The 22,995-nt window shown below is 62.8% G+C and carries 23 protein-coding genes and 1 tRNA gene; 5 read left to right on the plus strand and 19 right to left on the minus strand.

Annotation, left to right across the window (positions count from 1 at the left end; translation table 11 throughout):
• The 4 genes from AC04SH_RS32770 to ppdK all read right to left on the minus strand — a co-directional run.
• On the minus strand, nt 1-167 hold a 167-nt coding region (locus AC04SH_RS32770), incomplete at its 3' end, for a transposase (protein ID WP_488577520.1).
• 194 nt (nt 168-361) lie between these two features.
• On the minus strand, nt 362-1,132 hold the full coding sequence (locus AC04SH_RS32775) for a polysaccharide deacetylase family protein (RefSeq protein ID WP_488577878.1): 771 nt from the start codon (nt 1,130-1,132) through the stop codon (nt 362-364).
• A 90-nt stretch (nt 1,133-1,222) separates the two neighbouring features.
• A complete protein-coding gene (locus tag AC04SH_RS32780) occupies nt 1,223-2,326 on the minus strand; it encodes a glycosyltransferase family 9 protein (protein WP_488577879.1) in 1,104 nt (367 codons plus the stop codon).
• Between the two features lie 175 nt (nt 2,327-2,501).
• On the minus strand, nt 2,502-5,207 hold the full coding sequence (gene ppdK, locus AC04SH_RS32785; protein WP_488577880.1) for a pyruvate, phosphate dikinase: 2,706 nt from the start codon (nt 5,205-5,207) through the stop codon (nt 2,502-2,504).
• A gap of 219 nt (nt 5,208-5,426) precedes the next feature.
• Here ppdK and AC04SH_RS32790 point away from each other — a divergent pair, with 219 nt between their 5' ends.
• Both AC04SH_RS32790 and AC04SH_RS32795 read left to right on the plus strand, forming a co-directional pair.
• On the plus strand, nt 5,427-5,771 hold the full coding sequence (locus AC04SH_RS32790; RefSeq protein ID WP_488577881.1) for a VOC family protein: 345 nt from the start codon (nt 5,427-5,429) through the stop codon (nt 5,769-5,771).
• A 109-nt stretch (nt 5,772-5,880) separates the two neighbouring features.
• Nucleotides 5,881-5,955: transfer RNA gene (locus AC04SH_RS32795), tRNA-Gln, on the plus strand.
• Nucleotides 5,956-6,072: 117 nt separating this feature from the next.
• On the opposite strand, the gene AC04SH_RS32800 is transcribed toward AC04SH_RS32795, so the two are convergent.
• The 7 genes from AC04SH_RS32800 to AC04SH_RS32830 all read right to left on the minus strand — a co-directional run bounded on the left by AC04SH_RS32800 (nt 6,073) and on the right by AC04SH_RS32830 (nt 15,692).
• Nucleotides 6,073-6,363: a hypothetical protein gene (locus tag AC04SH_RS32800; protein ID WP_477233874.1), complete on the minus strand. Its 291-nt coding sequence runs from the start codon at nt 6,361-6,363 to the stop codon at nt 6,073-6,075.
• 346 nt (nt 6,364-6,709) lie between these two features.
• Complete coding sequence (locus AC04SH_RS32805; RefSeq protein ID WP_488577882.1) at nt 6,710-6,946, minus strand: hypothetical protein; 237 nt, start codon at nt 6,944-6,946, stop codon at nt 6,710-6,712.
• 484 nt (nt 6,947-7,430) lie between these two features.
• On the minus strand, nt 7,431-8,414 hold the full coding sequence (locus AC04SH_RS32810; protein ID WP_488577883.1) for an NAD-dependent epimerase/dehydratase family protein: 984 nt from the start codon (nt 8,412-8,414) through the stop codon (nt 7,431-7,433).
• 206 nt (nt 8,415-8,620) lie between these two features.
• Complete coding sequence (locus tag AC04SH_RS32815) at nt 8,621-10,315, minus strand: rhomboid family intramembrane serine protease (protein WP_488577884.1); 1,695 nt, start codon at nt 10,313-10,315, stop codon at nt 8,621-8,623.
• 454 nt (nt 10,316-10,769) lie between these two features.
• Nucleotides 10,770-14,228 (minus strand): chromosome segregation protein SMC, encoded by a 3,459-nt coding sequence (gene smc, locus AC04SH_RS32820; protein WP_488577885.1) that lies wholly within the window; start codon nt 14,226-14,228, stop codon nt 10,770-10,772.
• A 69-nt stretch (nt 14,229-14,297) separates the two neighbouring features.
• Complete coding sequence (locus AC04SH_RS32825; RefSeq protein ID WP_192256385.1) at nt 14,298-15,029, minus strand: DsbA family protein; 732 nt, start codon at nt 15,027-15,029, stop codon at nt 14,298-14,300.
• Nucleotides 15,030-15,185: 156 nt separating this feature from the next.
• The gene (locus AC04SH_RS32830) at nt 15,186-15,692 is read right to left on the minus strand and encodes a DUF721 domain-containing protein (RefSeq protein ID WP_488577886.1); all 507 of its coding nucleotides are present in this window, start codon (nt 15,690-15,692) and stop codon (nt 15,186-15,188) included.
• 50 nt (nt 15,693-15,742) lie between these two features.
• Between AC04SH_RS32830 and mutY the strand changes: the two genes are divergently transcribed.
• Together mutY and AC04SH_RS32840 are read left to right on the plus strand one after the other, a co-directional pair.
• Nucleotides 15,743-16,891: an A/G-specific adenine glycosylase gene (gene mutY, locus AC04SH_RS32835; RefSeq protein ID WP_488577887.1), complete on the plus strand. Its 1,149-nt coding sequence runs from the start codon at nt 15,743-15,745 to the stop codon at nt 16,889-16,891.
• Nucleotides 16,892-17,009: 118 nt separating this feature from the next.
• Entirely contained in the window at nt 17,010-17,621 is a 612-nt protein-coding gene (locus AC04SH_RS32840; RefSeq protein ID WP_488577888.1) for an HAD family hydrolase, read from the plus strand.
• 20 nt (nt 17,622-17,641) lie between these two features.
• On the opposite strand, the gene AC04SH_RS32845 is transcribed toward AC04SH_RS32840, so the two are convergent.
• The gene (locus AC04SH_RS32845; RefSeq protein ID WP_488577889.1) at nt 17,642-18,775 is read right to left on the minus strand and encodes a DNA methyltransferase; all 1,134 of its coding nucleotides are present in this window, start codon (nt 18,773-18,775) and stop codon (nt 17,642-17,644) included.
• Between the two features lie 188 nt (nt 18,776-18,963).
• Between AC04SH_RS32845 and AC04SH_RS32850 the strand changes: the two genes are divergently transcribed.
• Nucleotides 18,964-19,650 carry an HAD family hydrolase gene (locus tag AC04SH_RS32850; protein ID WP_477233857.1) on the plus strand — a complete coding sequence of 229 codons (687 nt, stop codon included), beginning with the start codon at nt 18,964-18,966 and terminating at the stop codon, nt 19,648-19,650.
• 6 nt (nt 19,651-19,656) lie between these two features.
• Here AC04SH_RS32850 and AC04SH_RS32855 read toward each other — a convergent pair whose 3' ends face one another.
• From AC04SH_RS32855 to AC04SH_RS32885, 7 genes are all read right to left on the minus strand, one after another.
• Nucleotides 19,657-20,094 carry a DUF1801 domain-containing protein gene (locus tag AC04SH_RS32855; RefSeq protein ID WP_488577890.1) on the minus strand — a complete coding sequence of 146 codons (438 nt, stop codon included), beginning with the start codon at nt 20,092-20,094 and terminating at the stop codon, nt 19,657-19,659.
• Between the two features lie 12 nt (nt 20,095-20,106).
• Nucleotides 20,107-20,556: a DUF1801 domain-containing protein gene (locus AC04SH_RS32860; RefSeq protein WP_488577891.1), complete on the minus strand. Its 450-nt coding sequence runs from the start codon at nt 20,554-20,556 to the stop codon at nt 20,107-20,109.
• Between the two features lie 5 nt (nt 20,557-20,561).
• Nucleotides 20,562-20,783 carry a hypothetical protein gene (locus AC04SH_RS32865; protein ID WP_488577892.1) on the minus strand — a complete coding sequence of 74 codons (222 nt, stop codon included), beginning with the start codon at nt 20,781-20,783 and terminating at the stop codon, nt 20,562-20,564.
• Nucleotides 20,784-20,809: 26 nt separating this feature from the next.
• Nucleotides 20,810-21,202 carry a VOC family protein gene (locus tag AC04SH_RS32870; RefSeq protein ID WP_488577893.1) on the minus strand — a complete coding sequence of 131 codons (393 nt, stop codon included), beginning with the start codon at nt 21,200-21,202 and terminating at the stop codon, nt 20,810-20,812.
• A gap of 67 nt (nt 21,203-21,269) precedes the next feature.
• Complete coding sequence (locus tag AC04SH_RS32875) at nt 21,270-21,695, minus strand: SRPBCC family protein (protein WP_488577894.1); 426 nt, start codon at nt 21,693-21,695, stop codon at nt 21,270-21,272.
• Complete coding sequence (locus AC04SH_RS32880) at nt 21,692-22,015, minus strand: ArsR/SmtB family transcription factor (RefSeq protein WP_192256368.1); 324 nt, start codon at nt 22,013-22,015, stop codon at nt 21,692-21,694. The genes AC04SH_RS32875 and AC04SH_RS32880 overlap by 4 nt, the downstream gene beginning before the upstream one ends.
• A 203-nt stretch (nt 22,016-22,218) precedes the next feature.
• Complete coding sequence (locus AC04SH_RS32885; protein ID WP_488577895.1) at nt 22,219-22,950, minus strand: hypothetical protein; 732 nt, start codon at nt 22,948-22,950, stop codon at nt 22,219-22,221.
• Nucleotides 22,951-22,995 lie beyond the last annotated feature (45 nt).

Below are 22,995 nucleotides of genomic sequence, written 5' to 3' on the forward strand. Positions count from 1 at the left end.
GGGCCATACCGCTCGGGCAGATCGCGCCAAGGCGATCCGGTCCTCAGAACGTAAAATATGCCATTGACCACCCGCCGATCGTCGACCCGCTTCTTGCCCAAGCCATGTGGCGGCAAAAGCGGTTCCACGATTTGCCATTCTGCTTCGCTTAGATCGTAGCGTGCCATCATCGCCTCCTAATCAAAGGCGTTGAATCACTGCTTCAATGGCCATGCAAGGGTTGAGTACGCGCCCTAGGGTCTTCGCGACGGAGCTTCGCTCCTGCTTCGCCCTGGGATGACGAAATTCGGGAGGCCTCGGCTAATCTCGAATGTCGGCGATACGCTCACAGATGGTGATGAGACTGCTTGCCGCCGCAGCCTCAGTCCGTCGTGCCGTCATTGCCGACGCCATCGGCATCATCAAGCCTGACAAAGGTGAGGCCCTTCGCCTTCAACGCCAGCAGACCTTGCACGACGCCCTCGCCGGCCGCGTGGGTCGGCTGGTTGATGTGGGCGATGATGACATCGCCATCCTTGGCAGCGCCAATGCGGCGGGCGGTTTCTTTTGCGCCGAGCAACGAGCCGCCATCGCCGTTTATCGAAAAGCCGGCAATCTTGAAGCCGAGCTTGCGGATCATGGCGATGGCCGACGGGCTGTATTCGGCGGTCGCGCCGCGGAACCATTTTGGCGCCGGCTCGCCGGTCCGGGCGAGAGCCGCCGCGCCCGACTCGACTTCGGCCTGCACCGCTTCAGGGCTGCCGGCGCTGCGGATGCCGTAGATTTTTTGCGGCGTGTCGACAGCCGGGACGTGACGGCCGCCATGGTTTTCCAGTTCGAACAGATCGGGATGCGCGCGCATGATCTCGACAGCGGCGGCGTTGCGCTTCAGCCAGATGCCGGTGACGAAGATCGTCGCCGGGATCCGGTTCTCCACCAGGGCCGAAAGTATCCTCGTATCGGTCTGCCCGCCGCAGGCGTCGAGCGTGAGCGCGACGCGGCCCACACTGCCGCCGGCCTCCGCCTTGAGGCGCAGCGTCGGCTCGACAAGCGGCGCGGCGTGGGACGAGGACACGGCCCAGGCCGATAGAGCGATGGCGCAAAGCAGTTTTTGCAAGGGATGCCTGTTCTGTTTCCGGACCGGCGCTGTCATAGCCGCACCCCAAGACCCGCAACAAGGCGGAAATCAGGACATCGGCCATGCAAAAAGCTGATATCCCGACAATGTGACCGCCGCGCACCATCAGACGGCGTGTTCCAGCTCCACTTGCGTCCGTGACAGGACTTCGCGCACCGCGGCGACGACCGGTTCGACCTCCAAGCGCCAGACGCAGCAGGCCTTGCTGGGATCGAGCGGATTGCACAGGCTGCCCGCGACGCAATTGCACGGCATGGACGGCTGCAAAGCGAGGCTGGGCACGCCGACCGGCCCCCAGATGGCCGGGCTGGTCAGGCCGTACAGGCCGACAACCGGCGTTCCGGCGGCTGCTGCCATGTGCATGGGGCCGCTCTCATTGCCGACAAACAGTCGCGCCTGTTGCAACACCGCCAGCAGCGTTTCCAGCGACAGCGCGCCGACGAGGTTGACGATCGGCGACGCGGCGTGAGCGAGGATCTGCTCGGCGGGCTTGCGCTCGTCCGGTCCGCCGACCAGCACGAAGTCCAGTCCGGTCTCGCGCGCAATCGTGTCGATCACGGCGACAAAGCGTTCCGGCTGCCAGCGCCGGCCGTGAAAACTCGCGCCGGCATGCACGGCGATGAAACCGTTCGGGCGCAAACGATGTCTGTCCAGCAATGCCTGGGCTCTCGCCGTCTCAAGCGGCAAGGGCCGGATCGACGGCGCGCGCACGCGCAGAGGGACGCCAAGCGGCTCGAGCGGCGAAAGATAGCGGTAGAGATAGTGCTGCTCGCCAAAGCCGAACGGCCTGGCAAACAGGTTGGCCGGCTGACGCTCATGCCAACGCAGCGGCCTTTCCGAGGGATTGTAGCCGATGCGGGTCCTTGCATTGAGAAACCCGACGATGATGCGCGAGGTCTTTGAATCGGTGAGGTCGATGGTCAGGTCGAAGCGAAACTGGCGCAGCTTGCTGATCATCGAATAGAGTTCGCGCCCACGCTCCAGCGGGGTGCCGCGCATAGCCGCGCGGCGGAAGGTCACGACCTCCGAGGCGATGCCGTGCGCGGTGACGAAGCTGGCGAGGCGGGCCTCGCAGAGAAAAACGATCCTGACGCCGGGATATTCGAGCTGCAGGTTCCTGGCGAGCGTGGAGGAGAGAACAATATCGCCGATGAACTTGGTCTGGAGGATCAGGATCGAGCGGAAGGGTTTGGGCGAAATCTGCAACATCTGTTTCTCGGCACCGGGCGGGTTGGGGGACCGTGAAATTGGGCAGAAACGATGTCTGTATTGCGTGCCGAGCCGCGCACATCAGCGTGAATTTGCTTACAAAATCGTAAGCTTAGCGCCAAATGGCCACCCCTGGGGTGGCCATCTGCGCGACGCGGAAAGAACTATGTCGAAATCAGGATGCCGCGGCGCTCTTTTTGGGGCGCGGCGCGACCATCTTGGCAATTTGCACCGCGGCCTGCGCGGCGGCCAATCTGGCGATCGGCACGCGGTAGGGCGAGCACGAGACATAGTCGAGGCCGACCTCTTCGCAGAAGCGGATCGAGGCCGGATCGCCGCCATGCTCGCCGCAAATGCCGAGCTTGATGTCGGGCCGCGTCGCCCTGCCCTTTTCGGCCGCCATGCGCACCAGTTCGCCGACACCCTCGATGTCGAGCGAGACGAATGGATCCTGCTCGATGATGCCCTTCTGGCGGTAGGTTTCGAGGAAGGAGGCCGCATCGTCGCGCGAGATGCCGAAGGTGGTCTGGGTGAGATCGTTGGTGCCGAAGGAGAAGAACTCGGCCGACTCGGCAATGACATGGGCGCGGATCGCCGCGCGCGGAAGCTCGATCATCGTGCCGGTCAGATAGTCGATCTTGACGCCGGTCTCTTCCATCACGCTTTTGGCGACAGCATCGATGCGCGCCTTGACGTAGTCGAGCTCCTTCACCAAGCCGACCAGCGGCACCATGATCTCGGGAACGACCAGCGCGCCGGCTTTCTTGCCGGCCTCGACGGCAGCTTCGAAAATGGCGCGCGCCTGCATTTCGGCGATCTCGGGATAGGAGACGGCAAGACGGCAGCCGCGATGGCCGAGCATCGGGTTGAACTCGTGCAAGGCCTCGGTGCGCTGCCTGAGCTTGTCCGGCGAGACATTCATGGCAGCAGCGACTTCGGCCACTTCGGCTTCAGTCTTTGGCAGGAATTCATGCAGCGGCGGATCGAGCAATCGGATCGTCACCGGCAGGCCGGCCATGATCTCGAACAGTTCGAGGAAATCCGAGCGCTGCATCGGCAAAAGCTTGGCCAAGGCGGTGCGGCGGTCCTTCTCGGTATCGGCCAGGATCATCTCGCGCATGGCGACGATGCGCTCGCCGTCGAAGAACATATGCTCGGTGCGGCACAGACCAATGCCTTCGGCGCCGAAGGAGCGCGCCATGCGCGCATCGAGCGGCGTCTCGGCGTTGGTGCGCACCTTCATGCGGCGCGTCGCATCGGCCCATTCCATGATGGCGGCGAAATCGCCGGAGAGTTCCGGCTGCAGCATCGACACGGCGCCCTTCAGGACCTGGCCGTTGCTGCCGTCGATGGTGATGATATCGCCCTTGCGGAAGGTCTGGCCCATCGACATCAGCGTGCCGGCCTTGTAGTCGACGCGCAGCGAACCAGCGCCCGACACGCATGGCTTGCCCATGCCGCGCGCCACCACGGCGGCGTGGCTGGTCATGCCGCCGCGCGTGGTCAGGATGCCTTCCGAAGCATGCATGCCGTGAATGTCTTCGGGGCTGGTCTCGATGCGCACCAGGATCGCTTTGCGCCCTTGCGTGTTCAGTTCTTCTGCATCGGCGGACGAGAAAACGATCTCGCCGGTCGCCGCGCCCGGAGAAGCCGGCAGGCCGACGCCGATTACATCGCGCGGCGCCTTCGGATCGATGGTCGGATGCAACAGCTGGTCGAGCGAGGCCGGATCGATGCGGGCGACCGCCTCTTCGGTGGTGATCAGCTTGTCGCGCGCCATTTCGACGGCAATCTTGAGCGCCGCCTTGGCGGTGCGTTTGCCAGAACGCGTCTGCAGCATCCACAATTTGCCGCGCTCGATGGTGAATTCGAGATCCTGCATGTCGCGGTAGTGCTGTTCCAGCCGGTCGGAGATGTCGACGAAGGAGCGGAACGCGTCCGGCATCAGCTTCTGCAGCGACGGCTTGTCGGAGCCGGCGGCGATGCGCGCCGCCTCGGTGATGTTCTGCGGCGTGCGGATGCCGGCCACGACATCCTCGCCCTGCGCGTTCACCAGGAACTCGCCATAGAGCATCTTTTCGCCGGTCGAGGGATTGCGGGTGAAGGCGACGCCGGTGGCCGAGGTGTCGCCCATATTGCCGAACACCATGGCCTGGACGTTGACCGCCGTGCCCCAGCTTTCGGGAATATCATGCAGGCGCCGGTAGGTGATGGCGCGGTTGTTCATCCAGCTCGAAAACACGGCGCCGATGGCGCCCCAGAGCTGCTCGTGCGGGTCCTGCGGGAACGGCTTGTCCAGCTCTTCCTCGACCTTGGCCTTGTAGAGCGCAATGACCCCCTGCCATTCCTCTACGGTCAGTTCGGTGTCGAGCTCGTGGCCAAGGCTCGCCTTCTGGTCCTCGAGGATTTCCTCGAACACTTCGTGGTCGAGACCCATGACGACATCGGAATACATCTGGATGAAGCGGCGATAGCTGTCATAGGCAAAGCGGGCATCGCCGGAATCGGTGGCCAGTGCCTCGACCGTCTCGTCGTTGAGGCCGAGATTGAGCACGGTGTCCATCATGCCCGGCATCGAGGCGCGAGCGCCAGAGCGGACCGAGACCAGCAGCAATTTCGACGGATCGCCGAAACGGCGCCCGGTCAGCGTGCCGATATGATCCAGCGCTTTGAAGACGTCGGCCTTCAACGCGGCCGGATAGCTGTTGCCATTGGCGTAATAGGCGTTGCAGACTTCGGTGGTGAGGGTGAAGCCCGGCGGTACCGGCAGGCCAAGGCTGCACATCTCGGCCAGATTGGCGCCCTTGCCGCCGAGAAGATTGCGGTCACCCGCACGTCCCTCCGCGGCGCCGTCGCCGAAGGTGTAGACCCATTTGGTCATGCTCGCCCTCCAAGTCCGTGGAAGATAGACAACACCGGGGCCACGCCCCGGTTCCCCCCGCATTCCGACCCGAGCGTTATTATGCTGCAGTGCGAAAGGCAAGGCGTAGTCAGCCAAGCCCGGCGACTACAATCGATTAAGCAAAAGCTGCGTCAAAAAGACTTGCCGACCAGCCGCCTGCGATATAGAACATATCATGAACAAGTTGGGAGTAGCGTGATGAAACTCAACGGAAAACTCGACTATCTGGAATTGCCTGCGACCGGCGGAACGCTGGACAGCGTCAAGGCGTTCTACAGTGCGGCCTTCTCGTGGTCGTTCACCGATTACGGGCCGACCTATTCGGCCTTTGGGGAAGGGCTCGACGGCGGCTTTCAGGCCGATGGCGCGGAGGCGCCGGCCAAACCGCTGCCGGTGCTTTATTCGCAGGATCTGGAAGCAACCCTCGACGCTGTCGAAAATGCCGGCGGCACGGTCGTCAAGCCGATCTTCTCGTTTCCGGGAGGCAGGCGGTTCCATTTCACCGATCCGGCCGGCAATGAGTTGGCGGTCTGGGGCGAATAGCGAGCGCCCGTGCCAGGCGGTGGATCAGTTTTGCACAGGGCGAACTCGGCATTGAGCTTTCGTGCCGCTCGTCCTATAAGGCCGCGCGCAGGGGGCAAAGCCCGCCTGCTGGGGCGTCGCCAAGTGGTAAGGCATCGGTTTTTGGTACCGACATTCCCAGGTTCGAATCCTGGCGCCCCAGCCAATTCACGTGCCTTTTGAAACCAATGATTTACAGACGCCATGAATGGCTGCCGTCAGCGGCTATCTGGCTCCCCACGCGACCCGACTCCATCCACAGAGCCGGGCCGTGCGAAGAGGATCAGTAGTCACTGTCGTCCTGGATGATGACGGGATGATAATGCCGATGATGGCGACGCTCGATCGAGCCGGTCACGACAGTATCCGGACGATGATGTCTGCGGCCGTGGTCGTAGAAGGCAACCGTGCCGTGTTTACGGTGATGAAGGCGTTGACCCTGGTCATTGATGATCTTGACGGTCTTGTGGTGATGTCGATGGTGGGTCGTGATGATTACGTCAGCTTCGGCTGCCGAAGCTATCGCCGGCATCGCCATGAACAGCGCTAAAGCGCTCACGATCATTGTTTTCATTGCAATATATCCATCTGCTAATCATCCCTTCGCGGGGATAACCACCTCCCATCCCTTTGGTTCCGGGTGGCGTCTTCCGTTCACGCGGCACGATCAGTGACCGACGCTCCCGCGCAAGACGGCATGTCGAGAGAGGGAATTGCGACACCAGGTCTTGTTGGCAGGACGCTTCTTTCAAAGCTGACCACGAGGAGTTGCGCAACTTCGACAAGGCAGCGTTGCGCACGCCCCCTCGAATGTCCTCGCGTTCGATCTCCTGATCTGTGGCGGGAAGCATCTGTCGGCGAGCATGACCGTCGCACACGTCTCCTCGGGACTTCCAAGAGGACGAGCCAATCAGGCCGTCTCAGATTCCGTAAGAAAGTGCAAAGTAGGCCACCGGTGCCAAGATCAGCAAAATCGCCATCGCGATAAGCACGGCGATTGCCAGGCGCTCTGTTCGCCTGACAACGTCAGCGACCTTGTCGTCGTCAGCCCACGGTATGAGATCAAGGACCGAAGAAACTTCCGGGGTACTACTGTCGTTGTCGTTTGCGGGTCGGATGGTTGCGCGTTCACGCACGGATCTCTGGACAAAGTTCACTATCAGCCTCGTTGTTGAAACGTCACGCCGCCTGGCGGTCCCACGACAATCGGGTGCCCGCTAGTCTCTGGAGAATGGCGGGCACCCGATTGACCGCCGATGAAGGGACTCATACTCGGCAGCCTGGTTGCAATGTATTGGGAGGGTATAGGTTGCTCGCCTTCGACCTATGGCTTTGACGCCAGGACTTCAGTCATACCCTGTTCGGACCTTGGTCTGACGACAGACGAAACGGATGACGGCCATTCGTTTCGACGCAGAAAAACGCGGGAACATTAGTAGGCTCTGACGAGTTCACTCTCAGCAACAAATTTTCGGGAGAGATATTGTGAACAACATAATCTGGCTCGTCGGAGCAGTGGTCATCGTGATTGCGATACTGAGCTTCTTTGGCCTCCGATAAACGGGCGGCTGCAGGCAAGCAAAATCCACCGAATGCGCGGCGGGCCGCTTGCGTTTTGGATTTATGGCCGGCTTTCGGCAGTCAGCGGTCTGCCGACCTCGTCATCCATTCCGACCGGTACCAGTCGACGAATTTCTTCAGCCCGTCCTCTATCGAGACACTCGGCCGGAAGCCGAAATCGCGTTCCAGCGCCGTCATGTCGGCATAGGTCTGCTCGACGTCGCTGGTCTGCATCGGCTCGTTGTTGCGCATCGCGGTTACGCCGAGCAGCCCTTCCAGAGTGGTGATGAAATCGTCCAGCCGCTCGGGCCGGTTGTTGCCGACATTGTAGATCCGGCATGGCGGCGCCTCGACCGGCGGCTTGTCGAGCACGGCGACGATGGCGCGCACGACATCGTCGATATAGGTGAAATCGCGCCACATCTCGCCATCGTTGAAGACGCGGATCGGCTTGCCCTCAAGCATCGCCTGGGTGAACAGCCAATAAGCCATGTCGGGCCGGCCCCACGGACCGTAGACGGTGAAGAAGCGCAGGCCGGTCTGCGGCAGGCCGAAGAGATGGGCGTAGGTATGGCTCATCAGCTCGTCAGCCTTCTTGGTGGCGGCGTAGAGCGAAACGGGCTTGTCGACCTGGTCGGTCTCCGCAAACGGCACCTTGCGGTTGCCGCCATAGACCGAACTCGACGAGGCATAGACCAGATGCTCGAAGCCGACCGCTGCGCGGCAGAATTCGAGCACTTCGAGATGGCCGACCACGTTGGAACGGACATAGAGCCTGGGATTATCCAGCGAATGGCGCACGCCCGCCTGTGCTGCCAGATGCACGACCTTGACGATGCCTTGCCCGGCCAGCGCATCGGCGAGAGCGCCCGGCTCGGCGATGTCGAGCTGGTGAAAGGAAAAACCCTTGTGCGGCGTGAGGCGAGCGAGCCGGCCCTCTTTCAGCGCCAGGTCGTAGTAGTCGTTCATATTGTCGACGCCGACGACCGCGTCGCCGCGGTTCAGCAAATGATGGCAGACATGGCTTCCGATGAACCCCGCGGCTCCGGTGACGAGTACAGGCAACAACGTTCTCCAGGCACATGACCAAGCCAGCCATCAGAGGCGATTGGCTGCATTCCACTGGTGCTATAGTCGAAAGCCGGGATTGAGGCCATCGGCCAAGCTGACGCGTCAGCTCGCCTCGCGTATCGCCTCAGCCGCTTGCAGGTCGACCGACACCAGCTGGCTGACGCGCTGCAGATCGACGCCGGCGCGATAAACTGCAGACGTCAAGTGCCAGCGTTGCCTTGGGGCAGCCGCCTCAACTCCGACTCCGCACCGCCAAATTCGATAAACGTCTTTGGGCATATCGATAGAGCATTGTTCAGTAGCAGCTTGGCGTCTTCGACATGCCCTCCGATCAAATCTTGCTCAGCACCATAAAAAGTAGCCTCGCAAAGTTGATCATTGCCGGTGGCTTTCGTTTGCAAGGCCTGCGGGGACAGCTTGCCCGTAAACAGATCGAAGATCGGATAGGGCCAAGTGGCAGGCGTGAGTTTGGCTTGCGCCTGCTGCGCTTGCGTTTGCAACGCCGGGTCTTTCGCGTATCCCATCGCCATGATGCGCCACAGGTCATAGTAGGCCACCTGTGCATCTGGCATTTCGCTTTGCTGCCGGAACAGCCGCACGGCATCGCCGTAGCGGCCATCGAAGAATGCTGCAAAAGCGCTTTCTTCCTGATCCTGATAGGCAGCATAGGTCCTGCTGATCGGCACAAGCGCGCCCACGGCTATCAAGGCGAAAACGCCGGCAACAAACCCTGCAGCGCGAGGGTAGAGCGGGCGAGCCTGGTTGCGGGACCACAACGACATCAACGCCAGAGCAAGCACGGCACCCACGATCGCGCCGCCGATATGAGCGGAATAGTCGATCCTCAGGCCTTCATCATGAGCCGAAAAAAGCGGCAGCACTGCGGGAATCAGAATCGAAAGCGCGCGCGTTTGCATCAGACTGCGCTCGGCACTGGAGCGGAAATGAAAGCTGAGCACGATTGCCGTGGCAAAAAGGCCGACAATGCCGCCTGACGCGCCAACCCCAACAGTATTGGCCGGGGTCATGAAAAGCGAAGCCACCTCGCCGCCCACCGCGCATATGGCAAAAAGCGCCAGGAACCACAAACGCCCCACCAACCCTTCCAACAAGACTCCCGCGCGCCAAAGCGCAAAGCTATTGCCGAGGAGATGCGCGATACTGGCGTGCATCAACGTAGCGGTGACCAAACGCCACCATTGGCCGCTCCAGATCGGAGATCGAAACATGCCGCCGAGCGCGATCAAGGTCTCCGTCGAGGGCGACCCGCCCTGGTTGGGGCTGGGGGCAAAAGTCAACTCGGCGCAATAGATCACAACCAGCAGGGCGATAAGCCCGTAGGAAGCCAGTGGCTGCGTGGTGGACGAAGGCAGACTGCGGCCATCCTGTTCTTGTGTCGCATCAAGCGCGGTTGGTTGCGCCGTCATATAGGTGCGGCAAAGTTCGGTAATGTCGGTACCCGCAGTATCGACCTGGCTGATCGGGACGCTCAGAGCCAATTTGCCGCCCCGCTGCAATGTATACCATGGCCGCGGCACGCTCTTCGCGTAGGCAGGATCGACGGCCAGCCTCAGAACGACGACGTTCTTGGTGGATATTTCAGAAAGCTTCGTTATTGCGCTCCAAGGTACGATGTCGCGTAGGTAGCGAACTTTCACACCTTGCGGCGAAAGCACCAGCGCTGGTGCTCGCGTCACCAACTGGCGTAACGTCATCGTGCCAAACAAGGCGCCAAAAATCAGGCAAATCCATCCGCTAAGGACAAGTAGCGGCGGCGGGTGTTGAAACTGCAAGCAAATAAGCCCTAGACTGAAAATCGCGGCGAACCCGGCAATTGGTCTGATGAGTCTAGCGCGCGAATAGTAGAATTTCTTTTCCTGATCGACTTCGAACATTACAGCCACATTTTTCTTGGATCGACACGACGGAGACAGTTCAAAATAATCCCCAATGCAGCTGCTGACGAAATTATTCGTTCAAAAGAAATCATATATCATCTGACATGCCAACCAATATCGCGCCGCTTGGTTTCCTCGCTACCAGCGACGCCATCGGGCACACAATATAAGTCGCAGGCCGCACTGGACACGTTTTCTTGATTTTAATGCTCTCAGAGAGCTTGTCCGGGAAACAGCCTGACGAGCTATTGGTGGTAGCGCTCAATGGCGACCGGCGTCTGTCGTCGCCGGATTGCAGCATGGCTGTGAACGTTGCCGCCGGATTGATCCCAGCAAAACAGGCACTAGAGCAATTCCAGGAAAAGTGTGTTCGGTTTTCCGTCCGGAATTGCGTAAAAACAAAGAGATAGAGCGGTTCACCGTTTCCGTGAAACGGTGAAATGCTCTAGAATCAACTCGCCTCGCGCATCGCCTCGGCGGCCTGCAGATCGACCGACACCAGTTGGCTGACGCCCTGCTCGGCCATGGTCACCCCGAACAGGCGGTTCATGCGCGCCATGGTGATCGGATTGTGGGTGATGATGACGAAGCGCGTCTCGGTGGTCGCGGCCATTTCATCCATCAGGTTGCAGAAGCGCTCGACATTGTGATCGTCGAGCGGTGCGTCGACTTCGTCGAGCACGCAGATCGGCGCCGGATTGGTCAGGAACACGGCAAAGATCAGCGACATCGCCGTCAGCGCCTGCTCGCCGCCGGACAGCAGCGTCATGGTCTGCGGCTTCTTGCCCGGCGGACGCGCCAGGATTTCGAGCCCGGCTTCGAGCGGATCGTCGGATTCGATCAGCTGCAGTTCCGCCGTGCCGCCACCGAACAGATGCGAGAACAGCCGCTGGAAATGGCCGTTGACGACATCGAAAGCGGCGAGCAGCCGTTCGCGGCCCTCGCGGTTGAGGCTCTGGATCGCTTGCCTGAGCTTGCGGATCGCCTCGATGATGTCCTCGCGCTCGGAAACGATGGTCTCCAGCCGGTCGGACAATTCCTTCTGCTCTTCCTCGGCGCGCAGGTTGACGGCGCCCAGCCGCTCGCGCTCGACCTTCAGCCGGTCGAGCTGGCGCTCGATGTCGGCCATTTCCGGCATCGGGCTGTCGGCCTCCAGGCCGGTGTGGCGGATGACCAGATGCGGCGGCGTGTTCAGCGTTTCCTGGATGCGCGCCTCGACCTCGAGCCGGCGTTCATCGGCAGCGGTCAACCGCTCCTCGGCGCGGACGCGGGTTTCGCGGGCATCGGCCAGTGACTGGATCGCCGCGGTGGCCGCCTTGTCCAATTCGGCCTGCTTGTTCTCAGCCTCCTGCAAACGGTCGGCGGCCGCCTTGCGCAAAGTTTCGGCCTCGGTCAGTTGCGACAGCAGCGCGCGGCGCCTGGCGTCGATCTCGTCGGGGGCGTCCGCCAGCGTTTCGCGCTCGGCCTCGGCTTCGGCCCTGCGCTCGCCAAGCGAGGCAATCTGCGTCGAGGCGTTTTCGGCGCGCTGCAGCCAGCTGCTGCGCTCGGCTCCGATGGCGTCGAGCCGGCGCGTGCGCGCCTCGGCTTCGCGGCGCAGGCCCTCATGGACGGCGCGCGCATCAGCGAGCGTTGCGCGGTCCCTGCCGACATTGGCGGCGGATTGTTCAAGCTGCAATTGCAGGTCGCCGAGGTCGGGCGCGTCCTGCAGCAGCATTTCGGCCTCGGCAAAGGCAGCGGCCGTCTCTTCATGGCTGTCGACGATGCGCGCGCGCGCCTCGTCCAGGGCGGCGCGACGGCTTGCCAGCTCACCGCCGGCCTTTTCGGCCTCGGCCAGTGCGTTACGGGCGGCGTCCAACCCGTGCTGGGCATCGCGTCCGGCCTGGCGGGCGTTGCGCTCGGCCTCGCTTGCCTGGCGCAGCGCCTGTTCGGCCTGCGCAAGGGCGGCTTCCGCCTCGCGCACGATCTGCGTCGCCTGAACTGCCTCGGCATCGAGCTCGGCCAGCCGGTTCTTCTGCGCCAGCCGCTGCGCGGCCGCCGTCGGCGCATCGGCACTTGCCGTCAAGCCGTCCCAGCGCCACAGCGCGCCGTCACGGCTGACCAGCCGCTGGCCGGGCGCAAGCAGGGCCTGCAGCCGGCGGCCGTCAGTGGCGTCGACAATGCCGATCTGCGCCAGCCGGCGGGCAAGCTGCGAAGGCGCACGCACCACGCTGGCGAGGCTCTTGATGCCTTCCGGCAAAGCCGCATCGCTTGGTTGGACCTGGCTTTCGCCCCAATGCACCGGCGCGCTGCGGTCAAGCGGCACGTCGAGGTCCTCGCCCAGGGCAGCGCCAAGGGCCGTCTCGTAGCCGCGCTCGACGCTGAGCTGTTCTAGCACCGATGGGAAAAGATCGCCGCTGGCGGCGTTCAGGATCTTGGCCAGCGTGCGGGCTTCGGTCTCGATCCCGGCCAGTTCCGACCTGGCGTCCTGCAGTGGCGGTCGGGCGGCACTCTCGGCGGCGCGCGCCTCGGCGACCGCCTGTTCGGCTGATATGGCGCCGGCCTCGGTTTCCTCCAGCCGGGCGAGCGCGTCCTCGACCAGGGCACGCTTCTCGGCAGGATCCGGCAAGCCCGCGACCTTGGACAGGATCTCGGACAATTCGCGGTCGACGTCGGCTAGCTGGCGGGCAAAACGGTCGCGGCGTTCGGCGGTCTCGCGCAGCGTGCGCTCGATCTGGTTGCGCGAGGCGGCCGCCTCGGCCCGTTCGGCGGTCAGCGCGGCAAGCCTGGCTTCGCTCTGCGAGAGTGTCGCGCCGGCCTGTTCGAAAGCGGCCCGCGTGGTGGCTTCGCGTTCGGCAGCACCCGCATTTTCGGAATTGAGCGTGGCTTCTTCCTCGCGCAGGCGCTCGAGAATGTCGGCATTGTCGCGCACCATGCGCTCTTCGCGAGCAATGTCGCCGTCGAGCTGCTGCAGCCGGCGCTCGAGCTCGGCCTGGCGGGCGCGGATGCGGCCGGCTTCCTCCTCGATCTGCGCCTTGGCAATCGACAGGCGCTGGAAGGCGGCGGCAGCGGCGGCTTCGGCATCGCGCAGATCGGGCAGCCGATGCGCGCCGATGCCTTGCTCCCTGGCGGCGGCCATCTGCGCCGAAGCGCGATCGCCGACCAGCGCGGTGGCAACGGCCAGCGCCGAGCGCGCCTCGCCTTCCTGGGTCTTGGCCAGCGTCCAGCGCAGATGCAGCAGCGTGGCTTCCGCCTTGCGGATATCGGCCGACAGGTTCTTGAAGCGCGAGGCCTGGCGCGCCTGGCGCTTCAGGCTTTCGATCTGGCTCTCCAGCTCGCCGACGACGTCGTCCAACCGCTCCAGATTCTGCTCGGCCGCCTTCAGCCGAAGCTCGGCCTCGTGACGGCGCGTATGAAGGCCGGAAATGCCGGCGGCTTCTTCGAGCAGCGCGCGGCGCGCCTGCGGCTTGGCCTGGATCAGCTCGCCGATGCGGCCCTGGCCGACCATGGAGGGCGAGCGCGCGCCGGTCGACTGGTCGGCGAACAGAAGCTGCACGTCCTTGGCGCGGGCTTCCTTGCCGTTGATGCGGTAGAGCGAACCGGCTTCGCGCTCGATGCGGCGCGACACCTGCAACTCATCGGCATCATTGAAAGCGGCGGGCGCAGTGCGGTCGCTGTTGTCGAGGAACAGCGTGACTTCGGCGGTGTTGCGCGCGGGGCGCGTTCCCGAACCGGAAAAGATCACGTCGTCCATACCGGACGCGCGCATGTTCTTGTACGAGCTTTCGCCCATCACCCAGCGCATCGCCTCGACAAGGTTCGACTTGCCGCAGCCGTTCGGCCCGACAATACCGGTCAGGCCGCGTTCGATGACGAACTCGCCGGGTTCGACGAAGGACTTGAAGCCGAGGAGGCGAAGGCGCGAAAACTTCATTCGCGCCTGCCTACGGGTCGCAGAGGTGCGCAGACGCCAAAGCGCAGTCGCTCCGGCGCCGCCTGGACGTCAGAGCAGAGGATCGATGATGGCCGATATTTCCTCAATCGACATCGCACCTTTGTAGGTCTTTCCGTTGATGAAGAAGGTCGGCGTCGAGTCGACCTTGAATTCATCGGCGCCGCGCTTCTGGACCGATCTCACATCGTCCAGAAGTTTCTGGTCCGTCAAGCAGGCCTCGAAGGACTCCTGTGTAAAACCGGCGAGCTTGGAGATCTGCAGCAGGGCATCCTTGGTGTTGTTGACGCCGACCCAGTTGGCCTGCTGCTTGAACAGCACGTCCACCATCGGGAAATAATTGTCCTTTGAACAGCGCGCCAGCATGAAACCGGCCTCGGCGCTCGGATCGAACGGGAATTCGCGCAGGATGTAGCGGGCCTTGCCGGTGTCGATGTACTTGGTCTTCAACTCAGGGAAGGTGGTCGCGGCGAAATGCGCGCAATGCGGGCAAGTCATCGAGGCATATTCGACGATGGTGACCTTGGCGTCGTCCTTGCCGAGCTGCTTGTCGGGCAGAGCGCCGGGCTTCAGCAGCTCGGCCATGTTGACGTCGCCCGTCGAGTCCGGCGCCTTGGCGGCGGCCGGCGTGGCAGGCGTCGCGGCTGGCACGGCAGGCGTTGCAGGCTTGACGTCCGCTGCCTTGGCGTCCTCGCTGGAGTCGCTGCATGCGGCGAGGAGTGCCACTGCCGGAATAACGGCCAGCGAAGACAGGAGGTTTCTGCGGGACAAGCTACGGTTCATGCGAATCACCTAACTATGGTTGGATTTTGCAATGCAAAGGCTAGAAAAGGCGAGAGTTGGCGGGAATTAAGGCATCGCTGTCCCCATTCCAATCGCCTAATTCTACATGCATCATCACGAATGCGCGAGATTGGTGACGGGTTCATGACCGGCTGATTACCCTGGCCGCTTCCTCTCGCCGAGTATGGTGGCGCCCAGCCGCTCGAGCGAGGCGCGCAGTCCGTCATCCTCGATCTTGCCGACCGTATCGGACAATTTGGCCTTTTCGACCGATGTCAGAGGCCTCGGAGCCGGTTTCGGCCGGGCTTTCTCCGACAGCACCGGCTTCTGCACGATCTTGATGCGGCCGATTGCATTGAAGCCAAGGAAGGCGTTGACCCGGTTGATGATTTCGCCGGTCTCGTGCTGCAGATGCAGTGCCGCCATGCCTTCGCAGGCGATGACCAGCGTCGCCGGCTCGAAGGGGTCGTCCTCATGCATGCGGCGCGGCCATTGTATCTTTTCGGGGCGCGAATGGCCCGCAAGGCGTGGCCCGGCGATCTCTTCCCACGATTGCACCAGCCCGATCGAAATGCCGGCCCGCTTGCGCAGCACGGGATCGAGGATCTGGGTGGCGAGATCGCTCACCGGAACGGGATTGCCGTAAGGCGTTCTCCCTGCCATGTACGTTCTCCAGCCACGCTCCCCACCAGCCTAGAGCCAGCCCGCGATCAATGGCACTGCACGAACAGACCCGCAAGGCCGCATCCGGAGACAGCAGCAGAGCTGCGTCTGGAGACAGCGGCAAAGCCGCGTCCGGAGACATCGCTTCCCGCCTGCTTGCCTGGTACGACGTGCACCATCGCGAACTGCCGTGGCGGATCGCGCCCCGCGCGGCGGCCGGCGGCGCACGGCCAGACCCCTACCGCATCTGGCTGTCGGAAGTGATGCTGCAGCAGACAACGGTCGAAGCGGTAAAGTCCTATTTTCGCGCTTTCGTCGAAAAATGGCCTGACGTCGAGGCGCTGGCCGCGGCGCCGACTGAGGATGTGATGAAGCTCTGGGCCGGGCTCGGCTATTATTCGCGGGCCCGCAACCTCAAGGCTTGCGCCGATCTCGTTGCGCAACGCGGCGGACGCTTTCCCGACACTGAAGCAGGTTTGCGGGAATTGCCGGGCATCGGCGCCTATACGGCGGCGGCGATCGCGGCCATCGCCTTCGACCGGCCGGCGGCGGTCGTCGACGGCAATGTCGAACGCGTCATCGCGCGGCTCTATTCCATCGCAACGCCGCTCAGCGAGGCAAAGCCTGAAATCCGCGCGCTGGTCGAAAGACTGGTTCCGCAGACAAGGCCGGGCGACTTCGCGCAGGCGATGATGGATCTAGGCGCCACGATCTGCACGCCAAAGCGGCCGCGCTGCATGCTGTGCCCGTTGCGCGAGGATTGCAGCGCCATCCTGTCGGGCGACCCCGAGCGTTTTCCGGTTCGCATGCCGAAAGCCGACAAGCCGCTCAGACGCGGCGCCGCCTTTGTCGCCGAGCGCGGCGACGGCGCCATCCTGTTGCGCAAACGGCCGGACAAAGGCCTGCTCGGTGGCATGACCGAGGTGCCAACCACCGGATGGACCGCGCGGATCGACGGCGCAACGACGGCCGAAGCGGCGCCCTTCCCTGCCGACTGGCGGCGCGCCGGTGAGATCGCGCATGTTTTCACCCACTTCGCGCTCGAACTCGACGTTTTTCACGCCCACATCAAAGGTGATGCGCCTCAAGGGCATTTCTGGTCGCTGGCCCATGACATTTCCGGGGAAGCGCTGCCGACTGTCATGAAAAAGGTAATCGAAGCGGCGATACCGGGCGCGACCAAAGCGCGTCGCGCGTGACGCGATCGTACGCGACGCGCTTTGGATTCTTTGTTTTGTGGATGTCGTTTTCCTAAAACCGCCGCACACTTTTGGGCGACATGCACCGACAAGCAGCGTCCGCATTGAAGGGATAAAAATGACTGAAATCCGCCACATCGTGTTCGACATCGGCCGCGTGCTGATTCACTACGATCCCAACATTCCGTTCAGCCGCCTGATCCCGGATGCGCAGGAGCGCAAGTGGTTCTTCGACAATGTCTGCACGCATGACTGGAACATCGAGCAAGACCGTGGCCGGACGTGGGACGAGGCGGAAGCGCTGCTGATCGCGGATCACCCCGACCACGCTGAAAACATTCGCAATTTCCGCCGCCACTGGCACGAGATGGTGCCGCACGCCTATGAGGACAGCGTCGCCATCATGCTCGGCCTGATCGAGAGCGGTCACGACGTGACGATGCTGACCAACTTCGCCGCCGACACGCTTGCCGAAGCGCGGCAGCGTTTCGACTTTCTCAGCCGCCCGCGCGGCGTCACCGTGTCGGCCGACATCCGTGAGATCAAGCCCGACCGCGCCATCTACGACCACCACGTCGCTGCGTTCGGCCTTGAACCGTCAGCCACGCTGTTCATCGACGACAGCCCGAAAAATGTCGACGGCGCCAAGGCGGCCGGCTGGCAGGCTGTGCTGTTCACGGATGCAAAAACGCTCAAGGCGGACCTTGAGCGTTTTGGAATAAGAGTCTGAGGCAGTAGCGGCGGAGTTGATCAGGCTCCTGCCCGCTCCATGCCGAGCCTGGCGATGCGGCGCAGTTCGTCGATCGGGGTCAGGCCGCCAGAGCGCTCATAGTGCCAGAAGGTCCAGCCATTGCAGGCGTCCAGCCCCTGCACTTCGGCGCCGATCTTGTGAATCGAGCCGGCGCTGTCGCCGATCGCCACCGTGCCGTCGGCGCGCACTTTTGCCGCCCAGCGCTTCTTGGAGTCATAAAGCGTGGCACCGGGCTGCATCAGCCCGGTGTCGAGGAGGCTGACAAAGGCGACACGCGGCTCGGCGCGCTTGCCGGTGAGCACGGTGAGATCGGCGCCGTCCAGCGGCCGCACCGCGTCGATGCGCTCATTGGCGGCGTCGATATAGGCCTGCTCGCGCTCAATGCCGACGAAATGGCGGCCGAGGCGCTTGGCGACGGCGCCGGTGGTGCCGGAGCCGAAGAACGGGTCGAGCACGATGTCGCCCGGCTTGGTCGAGGCCATCATGATGCGGGCAAGCAGCGCTTCCGGCTTCTGCGTCGGATGCAATTTGTCGCCATTGTCGTTCTTCAGCCGCTCGCCGCCGGTGCAGATCGGAAACAGCCAGTCGGAACGCATCTGGATGTCGTCGTTCGATGCCTTCATGGCTTCGTAGTTGAAGGTATAGCCCTTGCCCTTCTGGTCGCGCGATGCCCAGATCATGGTCTCATGCGCATTCTGGAAGCGGCGGCCGCGGAAATTCGGCATCGGATTGGTCTTGCGCCAGACGACATCGTTGAGGATCCAGAAGCCGAGATCCTGCATCTTGGCGCCGACGCGGAAGATGTTGTGATAGGAGCCGATGACCCAGATGGTGCCATTCGGCTTCAAGACGCGGCGCGCCGCCAGCAGCCAGGCACGGGTGAAGGCGTCATAGGCCTCAAAGCTCTCGAACTGGTCCCAGTCATCATCGACGGCATCGACCTTGGACTGGTCGGGCCGGTGCAAATCGCCGTCGAGCTGCAGATTGTAGGGCGGATCGGCGAAGATGACGTCGATGGATTTTTCCGGCAGCCGGTCGAGTGCGGCGACGCAATCGCCCTTGAGGATCGTGTCCAGCCATTCGGATTGCTGGGGAGCGTGAGAAAGGTCGTCGAGAAGACGCACGGCAGACATGTTTACACCCAAAGCACGCGTTACTGTTTACTCCCCGTTATGGTTACCGATCAGCGTAAATATTCGGTGAAGGTCGCAACCGACCCAGCAGCCTGACGTCGTTAATTTGCGCAGCCCGGCCCGTTGGTGTATGTCGCGCCGCTTGAGCCCTGCCGGGCCTCTATCACCCTCCCTCGTTCCGGATTGCCATGCCCCAGCCAGATCTTGTCATCTTCGATTGCGACGGCGTGCTCGTCGATTCCGAAATCATCGCCGCCCGCGTCGAGGCCGAGCTGCTGACGCTCGCCGGCTTCGAAATATCGGCTGAGGAAATCGCGGAAAGCTACGCCGGGCTCACCTTCAAGGACATCATGATGCGGGTCGAGGCGAAGTCCGCGATCCCGTTCCAGGCCTCGATGATCGACCGCGCCGAAGAGCTGGTCGACCGCAAATTGCGCAGCGATGTGCGCGCCATAGACGGTGCGCGCGAGGCGGTGGCGGCGGTCACGGCGCCGCGCTGCGTGTGCTCGAATTCGCGCTCGGAGCGGATCGAATTCATGCTGGAGAAAGTGCATCTGCTGCCGTTCTTCGCCGGCCGGATTTTTTCAGCGCTGGAGATACCGAGCAAGAAGACCAAGCCCGCGCCTGACGTGTTCCTCGCCGCGGCGGAGAAACTCAACGCCGATCCGGCAAACACCTTCGTCATCGAGGATTCGGTGCATGGCGTCGCCGGCGCCAGGGCCGCGGGCATGCGCGTGATCGGCTTCACCGGTGCCGCGCACAGCTATCCCGGCCATGCCGATGCGCTGACCGAGGCCGGCGCCGAGACGGTCATCCGCCGCTGGGCCGAACTGAAAAGCGTGATTGCTGCGCTGTCCGAGTGGTCGGACGCCTGAACCATCTCAATCCTTGGCCTTAACCGGCTTGGCGCGAGCCGGTTTCTTCTTCGCCTTGTTGTAGGCAATCGCGGCGCGAACGAGTTCTTGCAGCGCATCCGCATCGATCTCCTCGCCCTCGGAGACATCGATCGCTCGCCACACCTTGCCGCCAAAGCCGTTGTTGAACAGCTTGTCGGGATCCGGCAGGCTGGCGCCGTGCGAAAAGGTCAGCTTCACCTTGTCCTTGTGGGCGTTGCCGACGGCGATCATGCCGTCGCGCGACCACACTGGGCTGCCCATCCACTTCCACTCCTCGATGATCTCAGGATCGGCGTCGAGGATGGTCTGGCGCAGGCTGGCAAGCGTCTTGCCGCGCCAATCGTCCAGCTCGCGGATTCTAGCGTCTATCCGCTCCGAGGCAGAGGCGCCCGCTTCTGACTTGTTCGCACCGCTGGTCTTCATGGTCTTCTCCGTTCACATCTTCTCGCCGGGCAATTTACTGGCCTGCTTCACCCAGCTTGCAAACCTCGCCTCGTCGATCTCGTCGCCTTCATGAATGTCGAGATAGCGCACGTCCTTCTGCTTCGAGCCGCCGGGAGGGACGGGATCCAGCGAGGCGCCGCGGAAGAAGGCGACTTTGACGTATGTGGTGAAGCAATGCAGGCTGAGGAACCAGCCCTCGCCCTCGATGCCATAGAACGGTGAGTTCCACTTCACCGCCTTGTAGACGCCGGGAACGGCGCCGACGATGAGCGCGTCGAGGCGGCGCCCGACATCGCTTTTCCAGCCCGGCATGGCCGCGATATAGGCCTGCACGGGAGCATCCCCATAGGCCTTGGCGATCTGCGGGTTGCCGCCTGAAAGCAGGACCGGCTTGGCCGTGACCGGCATTGCGGCCTTCGATTGTCCGGGCGTTTTGGCCATCGTCCCTACCCTTGTGCGCGCTGCTTGCCGTGCGGCCGGGCGACATAGGGCAGCACGAACATATAGAGCCCGCTGAACAGCAGCAGGAAGAGCGGCAGCAGCGGCGAATAGACCACCCATGCCGGAGGCTGCCCGAACGCCATTGTGATGAAATTGGCTGCCACGGTCAGCGTGAAAATGATCGACAGACAACGATGGGTTTGGCGTATCCATTTGCTCAGGTTCATTGCCACCTCCTCTTGAAAACGAGCGCTTACCAGCGTGCCAGCTGGGTGATCTGGATGAGATTGCCGCAGCTGTCGTTGAGCTGGGCGATGGTCGAGCCGGTCACTTCGGTCGGCGCCATGGCGAACGCACCGCCGCGCCCCTTGATGCGCTCATAGTCGCCCCTGATGTCGTCGGTGAACAGCATGAGAGCGGGCTGGCCCTGCTTGAAGATGGCCTGCTGGTAGGTTCTGGCGGCCGGATTGTCGTTGAGCGCCAGCTGCAGTTCCGTTCCCTCGGGCTCATCGGGTGAGGTCACGGTCAGCCAGCGAAAAGGCCCGTTGCTGAAATCGGCCTTCACCGCAAAGCCCAGCACGTCGGTGTAAAAACGCAGAGCGTTGTCCTGGTTGTCCACGTAGACGCTGGTCAGCTTGATCTTCATGATTTTCTCCTTTGTGCGTTCGGTGGCCCCGCGATCAGGGCATGGCGCTGACTTGTACCGGCAGGCCTCAATCTGGCTTCGCCAGAAGCTGCTCCAGCTTGGTGAGGAACTGCTGCCACCCGGCCCTTGCGCCGCCATAGGCCTGTTTCTGATCGGGACGGAAGCCGGACTGCTCGACGCGCAGATGGGTCCCGGTGCTCGTGGGCGTGAGCGTGAACGTCACCACGCTTTTCAGATTGTAGGCGGCATCATCGTGCGCAAAATCCCAGCTGTACGACAGCGTCCTGTTTGGTTCGATGGCCAGCACCTCGCAGTCGAGCACGCCGCCCCAGTCGCCGCGAAGATTGAAACTGTGGCCCACAGCGGGCTTGAAATCGTTTTTCATGAGCCACTCCTCGATCAGATGCGGCTGCGTCAACGCGCGCCAGATCTTTTCCGCCGGCCAGGATATTTCGCGTTCGACGACGACGGTGCGCGGTTCCGGCTTGCTCACTGGTCCATCCTTTTCAGCAGATCCTCGAGATGGTCGAAGCGGCTCTCCCAAAACCCGGTCATCTCACTCGTCCAGTCAGTCAGCGGACCAAGTGCTGCGGGCTGGGCGCTGTAGTGGGTCTGGCGTCCGGCGTGGCGGTCGCGCACCAGGCCGGCCTGCTTCAGGACGCCCAGATGCTTCGACACCGCCGGCTGCGAGACTCCAGACTGCGCCGTCAGCGCTCCCACTGTCTGCTCACCCTGGCGGCACAGGCGCTCGAATATGGCCCGCCGGGTCGGGTCGGCAAGCGTTCTGAACAGAGTGTCGTGGGCGTCTGGCATCGGGATCAATAACCTGCGAGCTATTGATTGACGTATAACCGCCGAGATATGAATGAGTCAAGTGCGCTGGCGCAATGGACCAGGATCCAAGGCGCACACGCCAGCCGCCTGCAGGCGCGTTCCTGCAGGTGATTGTCGGATCGTTTCGATCTTTCAAGGAGTTGGCATGCACCGCCGCAACAGCGGCGGCGCCCCAGGCAGCGCTAGTTCGTCGCGGGAGCGCGCTTCTTTTTCTTGCCGGACTTCTTGTCCGCCGCCGCCGGCGCGGTGTCGTCATAGCCGGCGTAGGCCTGGTAGTCCTTGGCAGAGGGCTCGGGCACGACGACATTGGGATCAGTGAAGACGAACTGGGTGGCGGTCGAGGGATCGCTGACCTGGATCTGGTAGGGGTGGAGCTGCGAATAAAGCACGTCGGCGCCATGCATGACGGCGATGCGGATCGGCATGGTGATGGTGCCGGGAGTGAACATCGGTCCCGGCACGATCTTGCCGGCAACTCCAATCTTCATCGTCAGCTGGCCGTTGGCACGGCTGCAATCGCGGCTGACATCGCTGATCGAGGCCTGATAGATGATCTTGGTCGGATCCTTGTTCGGATCGACGATGGTGCCATCCGGCGCCGTCTGTGCGGCCGCAGCGGCCTCGGCATCCTGCGCGGCGTCAGCTTTTTTCTTTTTCGGTTGCGACGCGCCCTTGGCGTAGGTGTTGAAATAGGCGGTGCCGTCACGCAGCGTCACTTTCGGGCAATAGGCCTGCAGCTGGCTGGCGAGCACCTTGGGATCCTGCGGCGGTATTGGCGCATTCGGGTCGGTCTTCTTGCCCAATCCGAGGTTGAGGATGCCATTGTCGCTCGATTGGCAGCCGGCGGCGGCAAGCATAAAGCCGGTGAGCGCCAGACCCGCGACAAAGCGACGGTTGAACGAATAGAACGCCATGAAACTGCACTTCCCTCTCGCAAAGCTGGTGACGTATAGCAATGG

The sequence above is a fragment of the Mesorhizobium sp. CNPSo 4688 genome (assembly GCF_057784295.1).

What these genes read in the sequence shown, in the direction of transcription:
- AC04SH_RS32775 (WP_488577878.1), bottom strand. Translation starts at nt 1,132, where the DNA reads ATGACAGCGCCGGTCCGGAAACAGAACAGGCATCCCTTGCAAAAACTG.
- AC04SH_RS32780 (WP_488577879.1), bottom strand. Translation starts at nt 2,326, where the DNA reads ATGTTGCAGATTTCGCCCAAACCCTTCCGCTCGATCCTGATCCTCCAG.
- ppdK (WP_488577880.1), bottom strand. Translation starts at nt 5,207, where the DNA reads ATGACCAAATGGGTCTACACCTTCGGCGACGGCGCCGCGGAGGGACGT.
- AC04SH_RS32790 (WP_488577881.1), top strand. Translation starts at nt 5,427, where the DNA reads ATGAAACTCAACGGAAAACTCGACTATCTGGAATTGCCTGCGACCGGC.
- AC04SH_RS32800 (WP_477233874.1), bottom strand. Translation starts at nt 6,363, where the DNA reads ATGAAAACAATGATCGTGAGCGCTTTAGCGCTGTTCATGGCGATGCCG.
- AC04SH_RS32815 (WP_488577884.1), bottom strand. Translation starts at nt 10,315, where the DNA reads ATGTTCGAAGTCGATCAGGAAAAGAAATTCTACTATTCGCGCGCTAGA.
- smc (WP_488577885.1), bottom strand. Translation starts at nt 14,228, where the DNA reads ATGAAGTTTTCGCGCCTTCGCCTCCTCGGCTTCAAGTCCTTCGTCGAA.
- AC04SH_RS32825 (WP_192256385.1), bottom strand. Translation starts at nt 15,029, where the DNA reads ATGAACCGTAGCTTGTCCCGCAGAAACCTCCTGTCTTCGCTGGCCGTT.
- AC04SH_RS32830 (WP_488577886.1), bottom strand. Translation starts at nt 15,692, where the DNA reads ATGGCAGGGAGAACGCCTTACGGCAATCCCGTTCCGGTGAGCGATCTC.
- mutY (WP_488577887.1), top strand. Translation starts at nt 15,743, where the DNA reads ATGGCACTGCACGAACAGACCCGCAAGGCCGCATCCGGAGACAGCAGC.
- AC04SH_RS32840 (WP_488577888.1), top strand. Translation starts at nt 17,010, where the DNA reads ATGACTGAAATCCGCCACATCGTGTTCGACATCGGCCGCGTGCTGATT.
- AC04SH_RS32845 (WP_488577889.1), bottom strand. Translation starts at nt 18,775, where the DNA reads ATGTCTGCCGTGCGTCTTCTCGACGACCTTTCTCACGCTCCCCAGCAA.
- AC04SH_RS32850 (WP_477233857.1), top strand. Translation starts at nt 18,964, where the DNA reads ATGCCCCAGCCAGATCTTGTCATCTTCGATTGCGACGGCGTGCTCGTC.
- AC04SH_RS32855 (WP_488577890.1), bottom strand. Translation starts at nt 20,094, where the DNA reads ATGAAGACCAGCGGTGCGAACAAGTCAGAAGCGGGCGCCTCTGCCTCG.
- AC04SH_RS32860 (WP_488577891.1), bottom strand. Translation starts at nt 20,556, where the DNA reads ATGGCCAAAACGCCCGGACAATCGAAGGCCGCAATGCCGGTCACGGCC.
- AC04SH_RS32865 (WP_488577892.1), bottom strand. Translation starts at nt 20,783, where the DNA reads ATGAACCTGAGCAAATGGATACGCCAAACCCATCGTTGTCTGTCGATC.
- AC04SH_RS32870 (WP_488577893.1), bottom strand. Translation starts at nt 21,202, where the DNA reads ATGAAGATCAAGCTGACCAGCGTCTACGTGGACAACCAGGACAACGCT.
- AC04SH_RS32880 (WP_192256368.1), bottom strand. Translation starts at nt 22,015, where the DNA reads ATGCCAGACGCCCACGACACTCTGTTCAGAACGCTTGCCGACCCGACC.
- AC04SH_RS32885 (WP_488577895.1), bottom strand. Translation starts at nt 22,950, where the DNA reads ATGGCGTTCTATTCGTTCAACCGTCGCTTTGTCGCGGGTCTGGCGCTC.